The 19,133-nt window shown below is 63.6% G+C and carries 17 protein-coding genes; 10 read left to right on the forward strand and 7 right to left on the reverse strand.

All coding sequences use genetic code 11. From position 1 onward, the window contains the following. Window positions 1–268: 268 nt before the first annotated feature. On the forward strand, window positions 269–529 hold the full coding sequence (locus tag J2853_RS46620; protein WP_307569208.1) for a hypothetical protein: 261 nt from the start codon (window positions 269–271) through the stop codon (window positions 527–529). A 207-nt stretch (window positions 530–736) separates the two neighbouring features. Further along, entirely contained in the window at window positions 737–1,396 is a 660-nt protein-coding gene (locus J2853_RS46625; protein ID WP_307569209.1) for a recombinase family protein, read from the forward strand. A gap of 80 nt (window positions 1,397–1,476) precedes the next feature. On the opposite strand, the gene fxsT is transcribed toward J2853_RS46625, so the two are convergent. Beyond that, the gene (fxsT, locus tag J2853_RS46630) at window positions 1,477–4,164 is read right to left on the reverse strand and encodes an FxSxx-COOH system tetratricopeptide repeat protein (protein WP_307569211.1); all 2,688 of its coding nucleotides are present in this window, start codon (window positions 4,162–4,164) and stop codon (window positions 1,477–1,479) included. 5 nt (window positions 4,165–4,169) lie between these two features. Then, the gene (locus J2853_RS46635) at window positions 4,170–4,529 is read right to left on the reverse strand and encodes a hypothetical protein (RefSeq protein WP_307569212.1); all 360 of its coding nucleotides are present in this window, start codon (window positions 4,527–4,529) and stop codon (window positions 4,170–4,172) included. 521 nt (window positions 4,530–5,050) lie between these two features. Here J2853_RS46635 and J2853_RS46640 point away from each other — a divergent pair. The 4 genes from J2853_RS46640 to J2853_RS46655 all read left to right on the forward strand — a co-directional run bounded on the left by J2853_RS46640 (window position 5,051) and on the right by J2853_RS46655 (window position 10,377). Further along, window positions 5,051–5,647: an RNA polymerase sigma factor gene (locus tag J2853_RS46640; RefSeq protein ID WP_307569213.1), complete on the forward strand. Its 597-nt coding sequence runs from the start codon at window positions 5,051–5,053 to the stop codon at window positions 5,645–5,647. Continuing rightward, window positions 5,644–6,459, forward strand: a complete 816-nt coding sequence (locus J2853_RS46645) for a hypothetical protein (protein ID WP_307569215.1) — start codon at window positions 5,644–5,646, stop codon at window positions 6,457–6,459. The genes J2853_RS46640 and J2853_RS46645 overlap by 4 nt, the downstream gene beginning before the upstream one ends. Window positions 6,460–6,526: 67 nt before the next feature. Then, window positions 6,527–6,763, forward strand: a complete 237-nt coding sequence (locus J2853_RS46650) for a hypothetical protein (RefSeq protein WP_307569217.1) — start codon at window positions 6,527–6,529, stop codon at window positions 6,761–6,763. Between the two features lie 71 nt (window positions 6,764–6,834). Next, a complete protein-coding gene (locus J2853_RS46655; protein ID WP_307569219.1) occupies window positions 6,835–10,377 on the forward strand; it encodes an NACHT domain-containing protein in 3,543 nt (1,180 codons plus the stop codon). A gap of 908 nt (window positions 10,378–11,285) precedes the next feature. Here J2853_RS46655 and J2853_RS46660 read toward each other — a convergent pair. Beyond that, entirely contained in the window at window positions 11,286–12,098 is an 813-nt protein-coding gene (locus J2853_RS46660; RefSeq protein WP_307569221.1) for a DUF8453 domain-containing protein, read from the reverse strand. Between the two features lie 9 nt (window positions 12,099–12,107). Beyond that, on the reverse strand, window positions 12,108–12,845 hold the full coding sequence (locus J2853_RS46665; protein ID WP_307569222.1) for a DUF8453 domain-containing protein: 738 nt from the start codon (window positions 12,843–12,845) through the stop codon (window positions 12,108–12,110). A gap of 754 nt (window positions 12,846–13,599) precedes the next feature. Here J2853_RS46665 and J2853_RS46670 point away from each other — a divergent pair. After that, the gene (locus J2853_RS46670; RefSeq protein WP_307569224.1) at window positions 13,600–13,977 is read left to right on the forward strand and encodes a hypothetical protein; all 378 of its coding nucleotides are present in this window, start codon (window positions 13,600–13,602) and stop codon (window positions 13,975–13,977) included. A gap of 23 nt (window positions 13,978–14,000) precedes the next feature. Here the strand turns inward: J2853_RS46670 and J2853_RS46675 are convergent, their stop codons facing one another. Together J2853_RS46675 and J2853_RS46680 are read right to left on the reverse strand one after the other, a co-directional pair. Then, the gene (locus tag J2853_RS46675; protein WP_307569225.1) at window positions 14,001–15,122 is read right to left on the reverse strand and encodes a three-Cys-motif partner protein TcmP; all 1,122 of its coding nucleotides are present in this window, start codon (window positions 15,120–15,122) and stop codon (window positions 14,001–14,003) included. 59 nt (window positions 15,123–15,181) lie between these two features. Continuing rightward, entirely contained in the window at window positions 15,182–15,961 is a 780-nt protein-coding gene (locus J2853_RS46680) for a DUF5131 family protein (protein ID WP_307569227.1), read from the reverse strand. Between the two features lie 171 nt (window positions 15,962–16,132). Between J2853_RS46680 and J2853_RS46685 the strand changes: the two genes are divergently transcribed. The 3 genes from J2853_RS46685 (at window position 16,133) to J2853_RS46695 (ending at window position 18,184) form a co-directional block, all read left to right on the forward strand. Then, the gene (locus tag J2853_RS46685) at window positions 16,133–16,288 is read left to right on the forward strand and encodes a helix-turn-helix domain-containing protein (RefSeq protein WP_307569228.1); all 156 of its coding nucleotides are present in this window, start codon (window positions 16,133–16,135) and stop codon (window positions 16,286–16,288) included. Between the two features lie 207 nt (window positions 16,289–16,495). After that, on the forward strand, window positions 16,496–16,867 hold the full coding sequence (locus tag J2853_RS46690) for an STAS domain-containing protein (RefSeq protein WP_307569230.1): 372 nt from the start codon (window positions 16,496–16,498) through the stop codon (window positions 16,865–16,867). A gap of 1,023 nt (window positions 16,868–17,890) precedes the next feature. After that, a complete protein-coding gene (locus J2853_RS46695) occupies window positions 17,891–18,184 on the forward strand; it encodes a helix-turn-helix domain-containing protein (RefSeq protein ID WP_307569298.1) in 294 nt (97 codons plus the stop codon). A 248-nt stretch (window positions 18,185–18,432) separates the two neighbouring features. Here the strand turns inward: J2853_RS46695 and J2853_RS46700 are convergent, their stop codons facing one another. After that, window positions 18,433–18,654, reverse strand: coding sequence for a hypothetical protein (locus J2853_RS46700; RefSeq protein WP_307569232.1), 222 nt, complete (start codon window positions 18,652–18,654; stop codon window positions 18,433–18,435). Window positions 18,655–19,133: the final 479 nt, after the last annotated feature.

Raw genomic sequence — 19,133 nt, forward strand, 5'->3', positions numbered from 1 at the left:
GCTCCCGGGCCGGTCCCGGGGACATTCGGTTTCCGGGACCGCCTCCAACTGACCGTGACCGTCGGGAGGCGGGAGAACTACGGCGTGCCGCCGCGCTGCTAGGCCTCGACGCCCAGCTCCGAATCGCTCATGGTGCCGCTCGGATGTGGGGTGCGACGATCTGACTTCGCCAAGGCTGCGCTGGCGCTGTGAGTGGGAGTCTGGGCGTTCTATTCGGGGGTGAACTACACCGATCCTGTTCAATCTGTTCGCCGCGTTCCTTGCCGCAGTGCTGGTGCCCGTCGGCGTGACCATCATGATCACGATCACTGTGCGGGGCGGAAAACGGCTCCGGGTGTGGGCGATCGGTGTGGTCGCTACGACCGTCGCCTACTACGCGATCATGATGCCCTTCTACGTGTGGAGCGTCGGGGGACTGGAGTACTACGCAGCGGCCGTCGGTCCGTCCATCGCCTTGGGACTCGCGACGACTTCCATAGGTGTCCTCACGGTGATCAGACTGAGAGGTCCGCGAAGAGACACCTCGTGAGTCCCGGTCCATGCCCATTAGATCGCGGAACCCAGTACGTAGATCAACAACTCTGCGACCGCATTGGCCATCGTCCGTCAGAAAACGATCGTTTATTGACGATCATGAGAGAGGACCTCCAGGGGCCCCGAAAACCCGTCAAAAACCCCTTCAAAAACCAGGGGTTGTCAACAACCTCCCGGCACCGTTTTCTGAGAGGATTCCGGGGTGACCGCGCCCCCGCATCCCGCCGAGCTGCTCGCCGCCGAACCCGCCGACCCGTCCGGCATCAAGATCGGCTACGCCCGGGTCTCCACCGGCGGCCAGAACCTCGAACGCCAACTGGACGCGCTCAAGGCGGCCGGGTGCCGGCGGGTGTTCGCCGAGAAGAAATCCGGCGCCGACGCCGAGCGGGCCGAGCTCGCCGCGGCGCTGGAGTTCATGCAACCCGGCGACACCCTCGTCGTGCCCTCGCTGGACCGGCTGTCGCGCTCCCTGCAAGAACTGATCACCACGGTGGCCGAACTGCGCCGCCGCGAGATCGGCTTCACCTCACTGCACGAGAGCCTGGACACCACCACCCCGGGCGGCCGCCTGGTCTTCCACGTCTTCGCCGCGCTGGCCGAGTTCATCCGCGAACTCATCATCTCCGGCACCCGCGAGGGCCTGGCCGCCGCCCGCGCCCGCGGCCGCGTCGGCGGCCGGCCCACCGTCATCACCCCCGACATCCTGCGCGCCGCCCGGGATCTGCTGCCCAACCCCGAGCACTCGGTCACCTCGATCGCCAAGCTGCTCGGGGTCAGCGCGGGCACGCTGTACAACCACATCCCCGACCTCCGCGAACTCCGCACCGGCCGCAACGCCCGCCGACTCGGCACTGGGGATTAAAACGACTGACGCCCCCGTGCCACCTAGTCAACTATTTGGCGACTGATAGCAGGGGCTCACGAACAATTCATGGGCCCCCATCAACCATCCTTACCTTTCCGGTTGATGAGGTACCGCCACCACGAACGCTTCGACCGCATGGCGGCACGAGCCCCGTCAAGATTTAGCTGCGCTATTCGCGTGGTTGGATGGTCGGCGCCCAGCACCCGCTCACAGCCAGCCAGCGTCGCCTCATACAAGGTGATCGCCTCCGGCACCCGATTCGCCTGCTGATAGGCACTGGCGAGGTTGTTACGGCTGACCAAGGTGTCGGGGTGGTCAGCGCCTAGCAGCCGCTCACAGCCGGCCAGCGTTGTCTCGCGCAAGGTGATCGCCTCCGACACCCGACTCGCCTGCTGATAGGCACCGGCGAGATTACTGCGGCTGGCCAGAGTGTCGGGATGGTCAGCGCCCAGCACCCGCTCCCGATCGGCCAGCATCACCTCATACAAGGTGATCGCCTCCGACACCCGACCCGCCTGCTGATAGGCACCGGCGAGGCTACTGCGGCTGATCAGAGTGTCGGGGTGGTTGGCACTCAGTACCCGCTCCCGATCGGCCAGCGTCGCCTCGAACAAGGTGATCGCCTCCGGCACCCGACCCGCCTGCTGATAGGCGAGGGCAAGATTGTTACGACTGTTCAGGGTGTCAAGGTGGTCGGCGCCCAGCACCCGATCCTGCTCGACCAGCGTTGTCTCGAACAAGGTGATCGCCTCCAACACCTCACCTGCCTTCTGATAGGCACCGGCGAGGCTACTGCGGCTGATCAGGGTGCCGGGGTGGTCGGCGCCCAGCACCCGCTCGCAGTCGGCCAGCGTCGCCTCGAACAAGGTGATCGCCTCCGACACTCGATCCGCCTGCTGATAGGCGAGGGCAAGATTGTTACGACTACTCAGGGTGTCAGGGTGGTCGGCGCCCAGCACCCGCTCCCGATCGGCCAGCGTCGCCTCGTGCAAGGTAATCGCCTCCAACACTCGACCCGCCTCCTGATAGGCGAAGGCGAGGTTGTTACGGCTGGTCAGGGTGCCGGGGTGGTCGGCGCCCAGCACCCGCTCGCAGTCGGCCAGCATCGCCAAATACAAGGTGATCGCCTCCGACACCCGACCTACTGCCCGATAGGCACCGGCGAGATTGTTACGGCTCATCAGAGTGCCGGGGTGGTCAGCGCCCAGCACCCGCTCCTGCGCAGCCAGTGTCACCTCGTACAAGGTGATCGCCTCCGACACCCGACCTGCTGCCCGATAGGCACCGGCGAGATTGTTACGGCTCATCAGAGTGCCGGGGTGGTCGGTGCCCAGCACCCGCTCACAGTCGACCTGTACCTGCTGCTGCAGGTCGATGGCACGGTCTAGATCGGCCAAGTCGGCCAGGTACTGGCCGCACCGGGAACGCAGGACGATCAGTTCGGGTGAGAGGGTGTCGGCGGTGGAGGCGAGGGCGTACAGCGCGTTGGTGTGCTCGTGCAGCATTTCCACCGCGGCGCGGGCGCCCCAGGTCTTCGCCCCATCGGGGATGGTGGTATTGAACACGTGCAGCAGGGTTGTGGCGTCGAGCACGAGGTCGGTCAGCCGACTCTCGTGCTGGGCGCGTTCGCGCAGCACTCGCTGAACCAGGCGGTGCATCAACACCGTCGAGCCGTCCTCGCTGAAGGTCACTAGCGAGGCATCGGCCAGCTGGGCCACGACCTCATCGACCCGCGCCTCTTGTTGCTCGTGCGTTCCGACGTGCTCCTTATCAGTGGAACCGCGATCAACCACGGAGACCGGGGTGCCATATAGCAGGAGGCGGGAAACACCGGCTGGGGAGAGCACCGCGAGCCTTTCCAGCATCGCCCGAGCGCCGGGGACAGTGGTCGCGACCTGGGTGACCGACAACAAGATCGCCTGCGCCACCCCGGCCGGATAGGGGTCGTCGGGCAGCGGGCTCAGATATTCACCCAGCGGGAAGGCGCGCAGTGAGTGCAGGTAGGCGCGGTAGTCGAGTCGCTTCCAGGCGATCAGCGCGGCCGCCTGGGCCAGCGCCAGCGGCAGGTAGCCGACCTCTTCGGCCAGCTCATCAGCGCCAGCCGCGGCCTCACCACTCAACCCGGTGCGCTCGGTCAGGAAAGCGCGTGCTTGGTCGGGGGTGAACACCTCCACCTCCACCGGGGGGTAATGGCGGTGGAAGGCACGGTTGCGGGAGGTGATGACCACCCGGGTGGCTCCGGTGGCCGGACACCAACGCCGCACCACCTCCACCTGCGCGGCGTTGTCGAACACCACCAGACACGGCCGATCCGCCCCCGCCAGCCACGCCTTCGCCCGGCCCGCCGCCACCACAGCGTCATCGTCAGCGCTACGCACTCCCAGCCGGGCGGCCAGGGCGTCCAGACCAGCGAGGATCTGATCTTCGGTCTCGGCGGCGATCCAGGCCACCAGCGGCCACCCCGCCGCTTGACACGCCCACGCATACGAGGCCGCCAGCAGGGTCTTGCCCACGCCGGGGGTGCCGGTCAGCGCGCACACCACCGCCGCCCCCTGCTGCGCGACCTGCTCGTCCAGTTGCCGGACCAACTCCTCGCGTGGCTGAAATCCGCGGGGCTGCTGGGGGATGACACCCTCGACGATCTGCGACTGCACGGCCGCGGCGGCCGGGGGGTGGTAGTGCTCGATGTAGGTGCCGACCTTGCCGAAGACCTTGTCGTGGAAGGTGCCGTGGATCTCGACGTGGTCACCGTCGTAGCCGCTCATCACGGCTACGCCGACGGAGGGGTGTGCTGAGTGCCCTTGCCCTGGACCGGCCCGTGGAAGGTGCCGTGGATCTCCACATGATCCCCGCCGTAGGACCGCCCCGCCGCCGGCATCGGCTGCGGCGGGTCCGCTGTCGGCCGCGGCGCCCCGGCCAACTCCGCAGCCACGACCTCAGGAGCAGCGCCAACCGGCGGCCGCTTCAGCCCATACAAGGCCACCCCCAGCCCGGCCAAGCCGGTGATCGCGGCGATCACACTGGCCAGCCGATCGCCTTCTTCCAGCCCTACCCCGACAACGTAACCACCCAGACCCGCGGCCACCGCGATCAAAATCCCGCCTGCCCACACCAGCGACCGTCTCGTCATAGAAGAATCATCAACCACACCAAAAGATCACGAAAGTTGATCAGTCGAACACGTACCTATCGCCGCCTTCGGCGTTACCCCAAGCCCTGCCCCGCCCTCTCGGCGAGCGTCACCAACGCCGCTCCGGTGGCGAGCGCCGAAGACGTTCGCCGTCGATCGCGGCGTTGGCTTAAAAAGAATCTTGTTTTCGATTTCCCGATCATGCTGTCCGATGGCCACTTATCGAGCAGAAGGCCCTCACCGGTGTGGGTCTGCCCTGTAGGAAGTGATCCGGAAGGAAACGATGAGATGGATCCCCTCACCATCACGGTGCTGGTGACAACCACACTGAGCACGTTCGCCGCCCTCTGCGGCATATGGCTAAGGGGACGCGTACGACGGCAGCGATCCCGGGAAGACTCTCGACGCGACCATCTGCGCCACCTACCGCCGGGCAGCCGCGTTATCGATTTGGGAGGGCGCGGGATAGTGATCGAGGTCGGCGCCCCGGCCAGTCGGAGAGCTCAACGTGATGACCGTCCATGACAGACCTTCCCTCCCCTTCCGAACGGCCCGCTGGCGTGGCCACCGATGGACTGCAGGCTGGCGGCCTCGAGGAGACACGGGCCGCCTACCTGGACTTCTACGATCGCGAATACCTGGCAGTCATTAAGTTCCTGAGGAACTACGGGGCGAACATGCATGATGCTCAAGACGCCACTCAAGAGGCATTCCTCGAAGCCTGGGAACTAACGAGACGGCCCGGATACTGGGCGTCCATTCAAAACCCGCGAGGCTGGATCCGTAAGGTCGCGCTCAACCTGCTCCGACGGCCTCCAGGACTACGGCGGAAGCCTTTGGCACAACCGGTCTCTGAGATCCCCGAAACCCCTCACCCTGGCCTCGATCACGGTGAACTTATCGCTCAGCACCTGGCGGTGTTGGCAGCGCTGCACTCTCTGGACCAAGAATGCCGCAGCGTCATGGCGTTCCATCTGGATGGATTCTCCGCAGTCGCTATCGCAGCCCAACTGAACATGACCGATCAACAAGTTCGCGATCGAGTAAAGAAAGGGCGTAAGGCACTAAAACGCAGGCTCGCCGAGCACCGGGAGTTAGAGGAAAGAGACAACCGATGACCAGGCACTCCGACGTCCCGCGTGACGAACTCACTGATGAGGAGTTGAACGTCCTCCTGGACGCCACCCAGGCGGCGCTGGGCGAACAGGTACGCCGTACGGCTGATCCCACCATTGCCTTGGTCGCGATCATGACCGCTGACGGTGGAAATGCCATCGCCGACTCCGTTCACGGCCTTTGCGGAAAGTACGATTTGGATCGTGCGCGGATGGTCGCGGTTCTGATGACACGTATCCAGGTCAGAGCTCTCAGTAGTGCCTTGGATGCCTCAGAACGTTCCGACTCAGGTCATCATTTCCAGACGCGCGAGGTCGTCCGCACCCTCGCCTACGGTCTCGACGCCGCTTACACCTTGGCCGACACCTATGCTCTGCACATCAGCACTGCCATCTCGCGCTCGATAGACACCGGCACTGTGTTCAAGGCCGAACCCGCCGGCGGCCTAGGACATGCCATCGGTGCCGCACACATCCTTTCCCATGCTCTCGCGCGTGCCCGAGATCTGGTCCGTGACATTGACGAAGTCCTCAGCGGCCGAGTCGAAGTCATCGACCTGGCCACCGCTATCAATAATGCGCACTTGATCACCAGCGAATTGGATGCCATAGAACTTGATGTCTCCGACACCGATCTATCCCACCTGGATCTCACAGACCTGGACACGCTTACCGGCGTTCTTTGGACCGACGACACCATTTGGCCACCTGGCCTAGAAGATAAGATCCGCAGCAGCTCAAAAGAGGTCCAAACCGGGACCTACCAGGTCTGCCGCGGCAACGAACGCGATCCCGTCTCCCTGGTACCTGCGTAAATCACTACACCGAGGTGACAGATAATCAGTTAGCGGACTGGTGGATCAATGGAAGCGAGCTCAGGTAATGGAACGCACCTTCACCGCCGAGCGCGCCGCCCACGCCCGCGCGGTCGCCGAAGCCAACGACCGCCACATCGGCCGCGCCATCGCCCACCCGGCTGAAAAGATCGAATACGCCCTTCTACTCAAAGCTCAAGGCGAATCCCTCGGCCAGATCACGGCCAAGACCGCCATCCCCAAAACCTCTCTGCACCGCTACCTGGCCAGTGGCGAGGCTCCCCCAAGCGAGGTGGCATTGTGAAAGGGGAGTCGCACGCTGTTCCTTCGACTGCCACTGCTCAGCCCGGCCCTCTGGGTGGTGCCAACAACGAGTTGGGCGCAGAGCTGCGGGCCGACCTTGCCGCGTTCGTGGCCAGTTTCGGGTTGCGTGGCATCGAGGTCCGACTTGGCGACGATGAGCGGGCACGGGGTATTCCAGTGGTAGTGCGCTGCGAAGTAGACGAGGCAGTGGACGACCTTGAGGTTCGATTCGTCGGCGGTCATCGCGTCCTGGTGCAGGTGAAGCGGCACCTGGATTTTGACCTGCGCCCCGGCTATCCGCTGACGAAGGTCATCGATCAATGGGTTGACCAATGTTCGACTTCGGCAACGGACAAAACCCCGTTGGTCGCCGTGGTCCAATCAGCGTCAACATCTGTGCGGCACCTCGCCGACGCGCTCGATCGGCGTCGTGACCCGTATGCCGGCGCGCTCACTCTCAGACAGGAGTCAGTACTCAAGGAACTTTCAGCCGCACTCATCCAACGGGGACCGGGTGTAGTCGATGAGGTGCTTGAGCGCGCATCCATCGCGATTATCGACGTGTCAGCGGGCCGGGGCGATGCGGTTCCCATCGGCCTGTTAGACGGCATCGTGGTAGCGGTCGGGCAAGGGCCAACCGCCTTTGATGCATTGGCAGGTGCTTACCGTAGGCGTGCCGCCCGCCGCACTGGTCTCGATCTTGACGGGTGGATTGAGGTACTTCGCAAAGCTCAGCTCGATGTGGTCGCGGACGCCGACGGATGCAGGTCAGCCAGGCGAGCGGCCGAGCAGGCGGCTCTGTCTCGCCACCGTCACCGCCTGATCGCGGAAGGGCAGACGGTGAATCTGCTAACGCTGGGGACGGCGCTGCCGCCGATTCCCGCGGTACCGCTGACCAGAGTCACCAACGATCCAACCGACGCCGATGGCTCACAACAGAGTACGGAGCTGGATCAAGTGCTGCGCCGCCACGGCAGGGTGCTGCTGCTGGGGCAACCGGGCGCGGGCAAATCCACCATGTTGCGCCGACTCACCGCGCGGGAGGCCGAACGCGGCTGGTCGACGCCGGTTTTTGTCGATCTTCGGGCATTGCTCGCCCCCACCAGCTGTGGGCGCCCACTGCGTCTGGACGGCAGCATCGACCCGCTCGACACTTTGGTTGAGCTGGCGACGGCTGCTACTCCGCTTAAGGACCGTGACCTGTTGGCCGGCGCCGTTCGCCGTGCCGCCGAGGAGGGTTCGCTGCTGGTCTGCCTGGACTCATTGGATGAGACCCGCGATCACCGCCCCATGGTTGTGTCGTGGCTGCGCCGCCTGCTTGAACGCCTCGATGCCGGCTGTGATCTTGTCCTAGCCACCCGCGCCAGCGCCTACGCGCAAGCAGCCACGCTGGGCTGGCAACAGCGGTGGGTTGCTCCTCCTGAGCAGATCGAGCCCGTGGTCGTGGAAGTGCTGGAGGCCTTCGCCCGTTGGTATAGACGAGACAGAGACTGGGTACAGACGCGGTTACGGTGGGTCCTCGACAGAGCAGCGCAGGTCCCTAGGCTGGCTGAAACGCCGCTGCTGTTGACCGCGTTGGCGATCGACGCCGCCGAGCGCGACTCCTTGGATGAGGTCACCGGACCGGCGCATCTCCTGGAGCGGACCACTGGATGGGTGGCATCTAACTGGGAGAGCCGCAGTGACCGTATTGGTGCTGAGCTGCCTCCGGGCTTGCCTGCCCTCCAGGTCGCCGATGCCCTGCGCACCGCCCTTGGCCTGCTTGCCTGGACAGTGGTCAGTCACGCTGAGTCTCCCAGAGCTGAAGCGATCCAAGCTGAACTAACCGCCGGGTACATGACCGAGCACGGTCTCGCGCCTGGGGTCGCCCGAGTTCTCGCCAAGGCGGCGGTGCATTTCTGGGATGAGGCGGGCATCGTCGTACTGGATCGCTACGGGTGCCTGTCCAGCTTGGCGCGGCCCGTCGTCGAGGTGGCCGCGGCCCGGTATGTTGCCGGGTTATCTTCGACTGACCGGACAATCGCCATCACTCACCTCGCCGCTGAGTCGACGACGTTCGAGGTATTGAGCCTGCTTGCCTCGCTTGACGGATCCGCCGCCGATGAAGTTGTCGACGTGGCTGTCGACCGTACGGATCGAGACTTGCTCATCGCCGTGGCGTCGGGCCTCCAGAGCAGCGCAGAAGTCTCACCAGCCGCTGTCGGGCGCCTGGTCGATGCGCTCGGCGCCCTCCCGGCCTCCGGAGAGGCTGATCAGGCGACGATCGTCCGATACCTGGTCGACCTACCCGCACCGCCAACCGAGCGGAACCGGATCCTGGCCGTCATCAAGGCCAAACTGCCTGCCACGACGGCTTTCGTGTGGCAGGCCCTTCTCCAACAGCGATGGGGTGACCCGACGGCGGAGGCGACGTGCCGGGCCGCGACATTGGCCGGCTTACCGCCGACGCCACCGCCACCGCCACATCTCACCCGAACTCAAGCGATGCTGTTTCCGAACGAGACGGCCGGCGCGTTCGGCGAGGTCATACTGGCGACGACCGGCTGGCTCCGCGCCGGAGAAGAGGACATGGCCGAACACATCCGGCAGGTCGCCTACCATTTCTGCCCGTCGAAGTCTTGGAAGGCGGTACGGCATGAACTGGGTCAACGTGGGTTCCGCAACGACCCACCGACAGAACAGCGCGAACACCCAGAGAAAACGGTAGGCCTGAGCAGAAAGATATTTGAAACCACCTTTGGATGGCTGCTGGAACACCTGGCCCAGCAAGACCAGCCGCACCATCTTCGGGTAGTGGAACGGCGTCGGCTCGAACACCTCAGCCGCCTCATCGAGGGCCTGGCCATCAGTCGACTTGAGACCGGCGTGTTTGAAGTCGCCGTCCAACAGCACCAAGACGATGTCATCGCTGTGGTGGAGGTTTTCCTCAGTCAGGGAGGTTTCGATCGAAGCATGATCGCGGCCGAAGCGGCGTCGTTCCTCGCCGAGTTTCGCGACGACAGATACGCCTGGCTGTACCTGGCCTACGATCCACCTAAATGCAGGTTCAGCTGGAACGACGACATCTCCGAAGTGATCGCACCGACAGCCCGGCTATTCGGCAAAAGCTACTGGCTGGCCTACCTCGCCTTCACCGTCCTAGTCCAGGTATTGGATTCGGATCAGCCCGCAGCCGCCGCTGCGGCCGCCGCCCAGGCCGAAGCGAGGATCCCCGCACGCCAACAACGGTTTGCTGCCCTCACCGCGCTCTACATGAACCCCACTCGATACATCCCCCGTTGGCGGCATACTGCCGACCCCATACTCGTGGCCACAGTGATGGAACGCGCCAGCGCTGACGCCGACCGCCTCGCCCTCCTAGTCGAAGGACTCGGTCATCCCAACGCGCTCGTACGCGACAAAGCAGCTGACCAGATAACCACCACTGATGCTGCCAACCCGGCCGTCGCAGAAGCGCTTCACCACGCGCTGGACCTACCCGACCAGGGCACCTGTCGCTACTGCGGCGAGTCATTCATCAACCGAAGTTCGAATTGCGGCAACTGTGGTCTGTCGCTCCCCAACCCTCGTTCGAAGATCGACGGACTGCTGTCTCCGCGGCTTGAGGAAGCGTGATCGACAAAGGAGAAAGGAAACCGAAACAGAACCCCAGGAGGAAACCCGCCGGAGTGAGTGGGCAACAGCATGAACGGGGCTTAGATCTTGGGACTGCGAGAGAGCAGCCAGGGAACAACACTGTAGATGCATGGTGAACGCGGCAATCGCCGCGACTGCGGCCTCCAGGTCAGCGGTGGCTGGCCAGATCGGCACCACGTTATCGACGCTGCCGTGGACGGTTGCGGTCAGCTCCAGCCACCTCTTCTTATCCGGGGAGTTTTTCCGGGGTTAGCTCCGGGCCCAGAGCAGCGTTATCCGGGAGGTCGTAGCGGAACTCCCCGGATAATGACAGTTATCCGGGGAGCCCTGCGAACCGGCGCGAAGACCCCCGGAGCGCGGCGCGAACCAGGAGCTCCACGGGAACGCGGGAGAGCGGGCAACCGGCCCGCGACTCGGTCGTCTCACAGGCGCCCTGTCACTCCACGCTCGGGCGCACTTCTTACTCAACCGCCGGCTCGTCCCCGCCGCCCTGGTCGCCGCCGCACTGATCGCACCGACCACCACTGGCCCCGCCATCGCCTCCGCTGTCACCACCGCGGCGTCGGCGTCCGCGAAGAGCTCGACGGCCGCGTGCAGCTATCGCCGCGTCGGCCTGGTGTGGCGGTGCATCACCCCGGGCGCGTACTGCCCGAAGGCGGCCCGCACCAAGTACGGGTATGCGAAGGTCACCAACCGCAGGTACAAGTGCTCGGTGTACAACAACGGCCAATGGCGCTGGAAGCGCCTCTAACCCCCGCCACGGTAATTCAGCCTCGCCCGCCCAACGACCAGGTGAGGCCGGATTACCGCGTCCACGCGCGCCAATGAAAAGGCTTACTTCCCGGTCGTCGGACCGCCTCGGAGTCGCTGGTGCAGGGCTCCAAGTATTAACGGCGCCCCAAGATGGCTGCAAGACGGGCACGGGTCGAGGATTTGTGCGCTTCGCGCTGATGCGATCGGTCAGCCAGCACCCCTGATCCAACTCCGTTAGATGGGAGCTTGTTCTTGATCTCTCCGAGTTTATTTCTGACCTCTTCCAGCACCCTGACCCCATCATTGATGTTCTTGAGGCCGAGCAGCTCCCACTCCTGATAGAGCGCGAGGTCGATAGGGTATTTCATGGGTTCGACGCGTCCTTCTGTCCACTCGGCCTCCACGGTGACCTCATAGAACATGTCAAGTGTAGAGTTCAGCCGCTCGAAGGTGATATCGAAGAGCAACTCAATGCGCCGACCAGGCGGCATGAAGGGGATGCCCTTAGTGAAGATGTACGTCTCGGCGAGCTTGAATCTGCCGAACGATGATTCCCTCTGCTCCATGAGGCGCTCTACTGGGGGATCAAAAGTGATCTTCACATTGCGGGCGACAGTCGGACCGATGTTCTCAATAACCAGGACGAAGGCCTGCGTATTGTGGATCGACGGCTGGATGTCGACGACCACATAGGGCTCAAGCTGCTCACGACGGACCTTCTCGGCGTGCTCAAGCTGTTCTCGTGCTGTGTGGGCTTGGTCCTGAGTGCCGTCAGCTGACCTTTGTGTATCAGCCGAAGTCTCTTGAGACATCAGGGCCTGGACGCGGGTGGCACGCCAGGCGAGCCCAGCCACTACCAGGGCGGCCACCGAAATCAAACCGGAGGTCAAGGTGCCGAACGCTGAGACGACGTCGGTCCACATGGGCTCGCCAGGAATTTGGGACACCTATTATCCTTATTCGATCGGCCCGAGGAACTCTTCTGGAGGGAATGCACGTTTAGCAGATCGGGAAATCTTTCCCTCAATCAAGCTAACTTTATCTGCAATTCTTTCGAGCGCCTTAACTCCATCGTGTATATTCTTTACCGTGAGACTTCCGACATACCCAGTATAAATTCCAAGATCGATCTTGTAGATAAGAGGCTCGACTGCACCGTACGGTCCCTCCGCGTTAACTGTAACAATGTAGCCGGTAGGCAGGTCGGAATTCAGGCGCTTATAGCCGAAGTCGAGAAAGAGATTTATGCGGCGCCCAGGCGGCATAAATGGGATTCCTTCGGTGAATATAAAGGATTCTGCGATTCGCTCCAAACCGCCTTCCTCGCGCTCCTCGAAGCGCTCAAGAGGGGGGTCGAATGCTATTTTCACGTTACGCGCAACAGTTGGTCCGACATTCTCGATAATCAAATCGAATGCCTTGTTTATAGAGGAATTTGGTTGAATATCGACAACGACGTATGGCTCTTGCTGTTCGCGGCGAACTTTCTCGGAGAGTTCGAGTTGGCGTAGGGCGATGTTGACCTGCTCCTTGGCAGCCTCAGCCTGCGTGCCAGCGAATCGTGCCGAGTCTGCTGCCATGTCGGCTTGCTGACTAGCCTTCCATGCTGCCCAGATAGCAACCAGGAGCGCGAGGAGCGCGAAGAGCGCAGTTACGATGTCAGTCCACTCGGGACTGCTCTCGACTGTCGGCATGGACCCTCCCCTACCATCGACGACTGGTTGATCGTTGATCGTAAGGGGTAAAAGTAATTAACGTTATGGAACGTTCTAAAATGATGCTAATTCGTACATCTGATCTTATGGATACTGGCGGCTGCAAGAGTCGCGACGACGTCTGATGGGGAAGTGGCTTGCGCGGCGAGCCGGGTGGCGGCCTCACACCTACCATTAACGGCGGCTAGCCGTCTCTCCCATCGTGCTGGCACTGCAGGCCGGCCTGATCTGGTAACGCGACGACAACGCTCGCCGAGTGCTCCTCGCCGATCGGCAGCAGGTCGCATCGGACGACGGACGTGCTCACAGCAAACCGCTCGGGGCAACGCGCAGGGCGTCGGGGAACACAGCGGTCAGCGCGGCGCTTGGCCGCGGCGGCACACACAGGGAGTGTTCGTTGGCATCACACCTTCTTATCCACGGACTTCCGTCCCGGGTTCTCAACGCTCCGGGACGTCGTTATCCACTGATCTGGTGGCCGCTCTCAGTGGATAATGAAGGTTATCCACTGAGTGCGATGAAGGTCTGCCGCACCACCGTCGCCGATAACCAAGGCGAGCAGTGAACGACCGCGCGCACGCGAGTTCGCCTGCCGTCGCCCGTGCCCGGTTCGGCGACCCGCCCCGCACCTGACGCGGCCGGCCGAAGGGCCACCCGAGCGCCCGGTCACGATTGACCATCGCTGACGGCCATCACGCCATGAAGGCCGCACGGATCGATCAGCCTGGCGGGTATGAGGTTGTGGCCAGGTTTCCTCCGGTTCGTGCTCGCGGTACTGGTCGCGGGGCTGGTCTGGGTGCTGGGTCCGGGCGCGGCGTGGGTGCTGGAGCACTTCGACGGGGTACGCGGCCTGGCCAGCAAGGACCTGGCCGCGGCGCTGGACGCGATCCGCGGGCGAGCGCTGGCGATCGCCACCGGGTTAATCGCGCTGGTGGCGGTGTACTACACCGCACGCAACGCCGCCACCGCGTGCCGCATCTTCGAGTTGAGCGAGCAGGGCCAGGTCACCGATCGCTACACCAAGGCGATCGAACAGCTCGGCTCGGACAAGCTCAACATCCGCCTGGGCGGCATCTACGCGCTGGAGCGCATCGCCCGCGACTCAGGATGATTGTCGTGGTCTCCACCCCGTGATCAGAAGAGCGGATCCATCTCCGGTGAGGCCTTGGGTACCAACCGGATCACCTTGTCTGCGCTCAGCTGACCACGAACAGGATCGCGCTCTACAAGGCCGCGTCCCAGGAGATCCCTGACGACGGTTGTTGCCTGAGGAGGGCGATACACGGTCTCCAGGAGCGCGAACTCCCTGAGCTGTGCGAGTGTGCGTTCCCCCTTGGTCAGTTCCTCAAGGATGGCTCGCCGTAGTGGGCCCGTGTCCGGATTGAAGCTGAACTCCAGGGACAGCTGGTCTGGATCGCGAGGATCGCGATAGTTCACTCCGCGGATCGGATCCACCTTCCACATGGCCTCCTTCATCTTCTCCAGGCCCAGAGCGTTCGTTGTGCCATAGACGAGATGGAGGTCATGGCCGCCCTCGCCGAGCATCTCGAAGGACAGGACGTAGCGAAAGCCCGCCGCTTTGAGCGACTCACGGTAGGTACTGACGAGGAAACTCTTTTTCTTGTCGGAGGGAAGGTCCCAGACTTTGCGCCAGGAAGGCCCGCCGAAGGCTTGATCACCGGCGGCTTGATGTGTTTCGGCCTTGCCGAATTGCATGAGGAAGCGCGTACCGAATGTGACGAGGACCTCGCTGGAGGGAACCCCAGCGATAGCTCGCGCGACATCGAGGGGAATATCAGGTCCACCCCAGCTGTCCAGGAAGGCGAAAATTGGTGTATTCATCGCTTTGACAGCGTCTAGGGCGGAGAGCAAGGTGTCAGCGCACCTGTCGTTGCGGAACTCGATCCTCATGCCCTCGGGAACGTTCCCGTACTGGGTCGTGGCGTCGTTGACCTCCTTCTTCAGCCGCTCCAGCCGGTCCGCTCTCTCTTCGATCAGAACGACGTTCGTTCTCTTACCGGTGTCGAGAAGGCGCCGCTGACGAAGGAAGACTTGGAGCGCGACTATAGGCGACCCGGGTTCGCCGGTCTTGTAGATACCGGGGCCGGCAAAGCCTTCCACGTATGTCACACATTCACGTGCGCGGGGTCCCTGGAGAAGGATAGGGAACCACGCCTCCAGGTATCGGCGCAAAAGCTCGTGTTTGGCTCGTGTGTGGGGTGCGCAGGACCAAAGGAGCGGCTGGGGGGTGGGCATACGTCACTTCCTACCCATCTTCGCAAAGTGGCCCACCCGGTCCTTCTGGCCAAAATCGGTCAGGCGATCACGACATGAGGCTTCGTCAAGTCAGACGGTTGTGTCCGAGCTGGGAGTTCGTCCCACGTGCGTCCATCGAGCAGCCGGCCACCCGCTTTGGGTGTACGTCCTCCCCATTGCTTGAAGAAGAATGGTATTTGGCTTCCCTGGCATAGATCACGAATTTCGCATACCCAGTCAGAAGAGATGGGACGGTGTGCTGGCCCGCTTTCGCCACCGGCAATGACCCAATCCAGGCCCGCCAGTTTTAAATCAGACAATGGCCCTAGTAGAGGCTCACAGGACAAGAATTTGACCTGCGCTGGCACTTTTCGTAGATCGTCAACTCGATAGAGGGCATCGTGGTTCTCGACCGAAACTCCCATCCACAAATTGGCTGGCCATTCGAGTAAGTGCGCGACTTTGCGGAGCCGCGAGGAACGCTTGGTGAGAACCTGATAGGTGTGCTGGGGGGTCTCCGAAATAACCTTGAAGACCTCACGCACGAAGTCGAGCGGGACTCGAGCGTGAAAAAGGTCACTCATGGAGTTGACGAAGACCACCTGAGGAGTACGCCAGGAGTATGGCTGGCGCAGTGCCGAAGGGTGCACCGTGAGCCCGAAGCCAGGGCCTGAAGTGCGAGTATCTCCGTCGTTTTGGTACTTCTCGGCGCCCATCGCCTTGAGCCGCTTGGCCAGCGTGAGCGCATAGCAGTTGTCGCAACCGGCAGAAACCTGGTCACAGCCTGTCGTAGGATTCCACGTGACCTCTGTCCATTCGATTGCCGTTCGCCTGGCCATGATGACGCCTTTCTTGGTCTCAGCATGTCGAGGAGTGTGCTTCGCGTCATAGTAGTGATAAATTTCTAGCGCTATTAATTTATCACTACTAGTGGCGATGCGGTGGCTTTAGGGCGAAGAAAACGAGCTGATAGAAGGTATGCCTCGCCGGCGACATGTCTGGGGCTGAAATTGAAAGAGCTTCGCGTTCAGAAGGGTTACACACAGCAGCAATTGGCTACCAATGCCGAGATCGCACTATCAACTCTCAGAAAAATCGAAACGGCGACGGTGGTGGAGTCGGGATACATGGCCGCGGCGATCACCGCCCACACCATGCCGGTCTGACCCCGGGGGGCCCGCCCGCTGACGGCAACACGGCAGGCAGTCGTTGCGGTGGTGTGCGGCTCGCGCTGCCTGAAGTGTTCGCGGCGGCCGGACTGCGGCGGGCCTCGACGAAGCCGCGTTTCGTTTCGTCTGCGGCCACGGGCATCGCCGCTCTTCATCGGGGTATCGCGGGGATCCAACGGCGCTATCGCGACCAGGGGGACTGAGGTGGAGCATCGCGGGCCGGGGTTGCGGGTGCGGGTGACCCATCACGGGCACTGCAGCGTGCTGAAGGTCGGCGGGCACCTGGACTTCATCACCGCACCCACGCTCACCGGCCACGTGGAGGCGGTCTGGGAAATGAGCCCAGGCCCCCGCCTGGTGCTGGAGTTGTCGCAGCTGACCTTCTACGACTCCACCGCCCTGGCGGTGCTGGCCCACACCCGCCAGCGCATCCACGCCACCGCCACCGGCCGGCTCCTGTTCGTAGGCGTCCCCCACAGCCTGCGACACCTGCTGCACCGCACCGGCCTGCTACCCCGCTTCGAGCTGCGCGACAGCGTCGAACACGCCGTCGCCCCGCTGCTCTCGATGGCGTGAAGGCTCAACCCTTTACGTCCCCGGTACCGAAAATCTGTAGTGGCTGAAGTAGACATCCGTGGCGGGTGGGGGTAGAGTTTCTGACATCGCAAGGAACGGATCCACGAGGGCAGAGCAGGACGTAGGCATCACGACGAACTGCCCGGACGAGCGTGGATAGCTGGATGACAAAGACGACGCAGTGAAAGTGAAGAGGGGCAGAAGGTCGGACGTGCCAGGACCGAGCGGTTGAAGGGTCCCGGCCGTGGACGCGCTGCCACAGCAACAGCAACGAACGAGAGACAACGTCGGACGCGCCAGGGCCAGCAGTTGCTGAAGGGCCCCGGCCGTGGACAAGCAGCTGCGGCAAGAAGTGAACGGGCAGAAGGTCGGACGTGCCAGGACCGAGCGGTTGAAGGGTTCTGGCCGTGGACGCGCTGCCACAGCAACAGCAGCCAAGCAGTGAACGAGTAACGAGTACCACCGTCGGACGCGTCAGGACCAGCAAGAGTTGAAGGGTCCCGGCCGTGGACGGCGCAGCTGCGGTACGCAAGTGATGCATGAGGTCGAGGAAGTAGCGCCAGCACAGAGTGAAAGGAGTGTTGAACGCCATCAGGATCGCCCGTTGTCGGCTGATGTTCGCCGCACGGGTACCGCAGTCCCACAGATCGGAAGGTGGTCTACGGTCACGCATACGCGATCCCCGCATCCCCGCCCCATCGGGCGGCCAATGCGGAACAGACAGATCGGCCCTGAGGGCCGGTAGATGGTGTTGAACCTCGTGGGCCCCGGCGCATCATGGCGCCGGGGCCCTGTTGGCATTTCGGAAAAGATTGTCAGGAAGGTTGTATGGACCAAGCACCGATAGCGTCGGCCGTGCGCGCGCAGCCCAGGCTCCGCGCCGGCGCCGATACGGCTGAACCGGCCCCACGGGCCGACACCGCGGGCAGAGCCGACAGGGCCGGTAGGGCCGATGGGTTCCCCGCCACGCCGGGCGACCTCTCCGGTCACCGGTTCGACGATGAGGACTACCCCGCCTACAGCATGGGCCGGGCCGCCGAGATGCTCGGCGTCACCCAGGCGTTCCTGCGCAACCTCGGCGCCGCCAAACTGATCGCCCCGCAGCGCTCCGAGGGCGGCCACCGCCGTTACTCGCGCTACCAGCTGCGCCTGGCCGCCCGCGCCCGCGAACTTCTGGACCAGGGCACCGCCCTGGAGGCCGCCTGCCGCATCATCATCTTGGAAGACCAGCTCGCCGAGGCCCTGCGCATCAACACCGAACTCCAGCAGAGCCGCGACCGCCACCAGTCCGACAACGCGAGCCGCCGCTCGGCCTGAGGGCCGGCGCCCTCATCTCGCGATCGTCCTCACCGCCGCCGACAGCACTCCGACAGCACTCCGACCTCGCCCCGACCTCGCCCCGACCTCGTTCCGGCCTGGCCACCGCACCAGTCCAAGGGCGCCCTGCCTCGCAGCGGCAGGGCGGCCCACCCCTGGCGCGGACGCCACGTCTCACGTTCTGAAAGTGACGCCGGTGAGGTGTGACACCACGCTGGTGGAGCCGGTACGTCTGCCGCGATGCTCGTCTACGGCGAAGGGGGGCCGGCCTTGATCTTACGGATCAGGTCCTTCGCGGTGGCCTGGACCTGCTGCAGCCGCTCTGCGGTCTTGCGTATCCGCTCAGCCAGCTCCCGCCCCCTCAAGCGGATACCCTCCACCCGTTCTCCCGACTCCGGAAGCCGGCCGGTCAGCGGCCGCACCGCCGCCTGCCCGTCGTCGCCGAGACGAGAAGGAACCTGACTGTCCATCGGCTCCCTCCTTCTCCTTCATTGTCGTCGATCGTCGGCCCATTACCCGGTTTCCTCCGCCGTTATCACCGAGATGTCGCTCGACCTGCGAAGGCTAACCTGCGGTTGAGGTAGTCGGATGGAGGGTGGAGACGCCGGTGGGCCGCAAGGTGATGAAATCGGCGTGGGCTTGGGCGATGGCGTCGGGGTAGGTCTGGGCTTTGTCGTGTTCGGCGAGGGCGCGGTAGATGCTGGCCAGGCTCGGGTTTCGGCCTTTGCGTTTACCCGTTCCGATGATCAGGTCGGGTCCGAGTGAATCCCCGCTCGCCCTGCCCCGCCTCGCCCGGGGCCTGCGTCAGCCGTCAGCGCCGCCGCTGGTCAAGTCCCTTACGGCGGCTGACCTCGACGGTGATGTAGGGACTTGACCAGCGGCAAGCGACGGCTACCCTTGCCCCCTGGCAAGGCGGGGGAGGCCATCTGTGCCCGGCCCGTGCGCCACC

Source organism: Streptosporangium lutulentum (assembly GCF_030811455.1).
GTDB lineage: Bacteria > Actinomycetota > Actinomycetes > Streptosporangiales > Streptosporangiaceae > Streptosporangium > Streptosporangium lutulentum.

Bases quoted from the DNA above. Each gene is read 5' to 3' on its own strand.
- J2853_RS46695 (WP_307569298.1), top strand. From the start codon at position 17,891: ATGGGCCGGGCCGCCGAGATGCTCGGCGTCACCCAGGCGTTCCTGCGC.
- J2853_RS46700 (WP_307569232.1), bottom strand. From the start codon at position 18,654: ATGGACAGTCAGGTTCCTTCTCGTCTCGGCGACGACGGGCAGGCGGCG.
- J2853_RS46645 (WP_307569215.1), top strand. From the start codon at position 5,644: ATGACCAGGCACTCCGACGTCCCGCGTGACGAACTCACTGATGAGGAG.
- J2853_RS46665 (WP_307569222.1), bottom strand. From the start codon at position 12,845: ATGCCGACAGTCGAGAGCAGTCCCGAGTGGACTGACATCGTAACTGCG.
- J2853_RS46675 (WP_307569225.1), bottom strand. From the start codon at position 15,122: ATGCCCACCCCCCAGCCGCTCCTTTGGTCCTGCGCACCCCACACACGA.
- J2853_RS46680 (WP_307569227.1), bottom strand. From the start codon at position 15,961: ATGGCCAGGCGAACGGCAATCGAATGGACAGAGGTCACGTGGAATCCT.
- J2853_RS46650 (WP_307569217.1), top strand. From the start codon at position 6,527: ATGGAACGCACCTTCACCGCCGAGCGCGCCGCCCACGCCCGCGCGGTC.
- fxsT (WP_307569211.1), bottom strand. From the start codon at position 4,164: ATGAGCGGCTACGACGGTGACCACGTCGAGATCCACGGCACCTTCCAC.
- J2853_RS46670 (WP_307569224.1), top strand. From the start codon at position 13,600: ATGAGGTTGTGGCCAGGTTTCCTCCGGTTCGTGCTCGCGGTACTGGTC.
- J2853_RS46640 (WP_307569213.1), top strand. From the start codon at position 5,051: ATGACAGACCTTCCCTCCCCTTCCGAACGGCCCGCTGGCGTGGCCACC.
- J2853_RS46635 (WP_307569212.1), bottom strand. From the start codon at position 4,529: ATGACGAGACGGTCGCTGGTGTGGGCAGGCGGGATTTTGATCGCGGTG.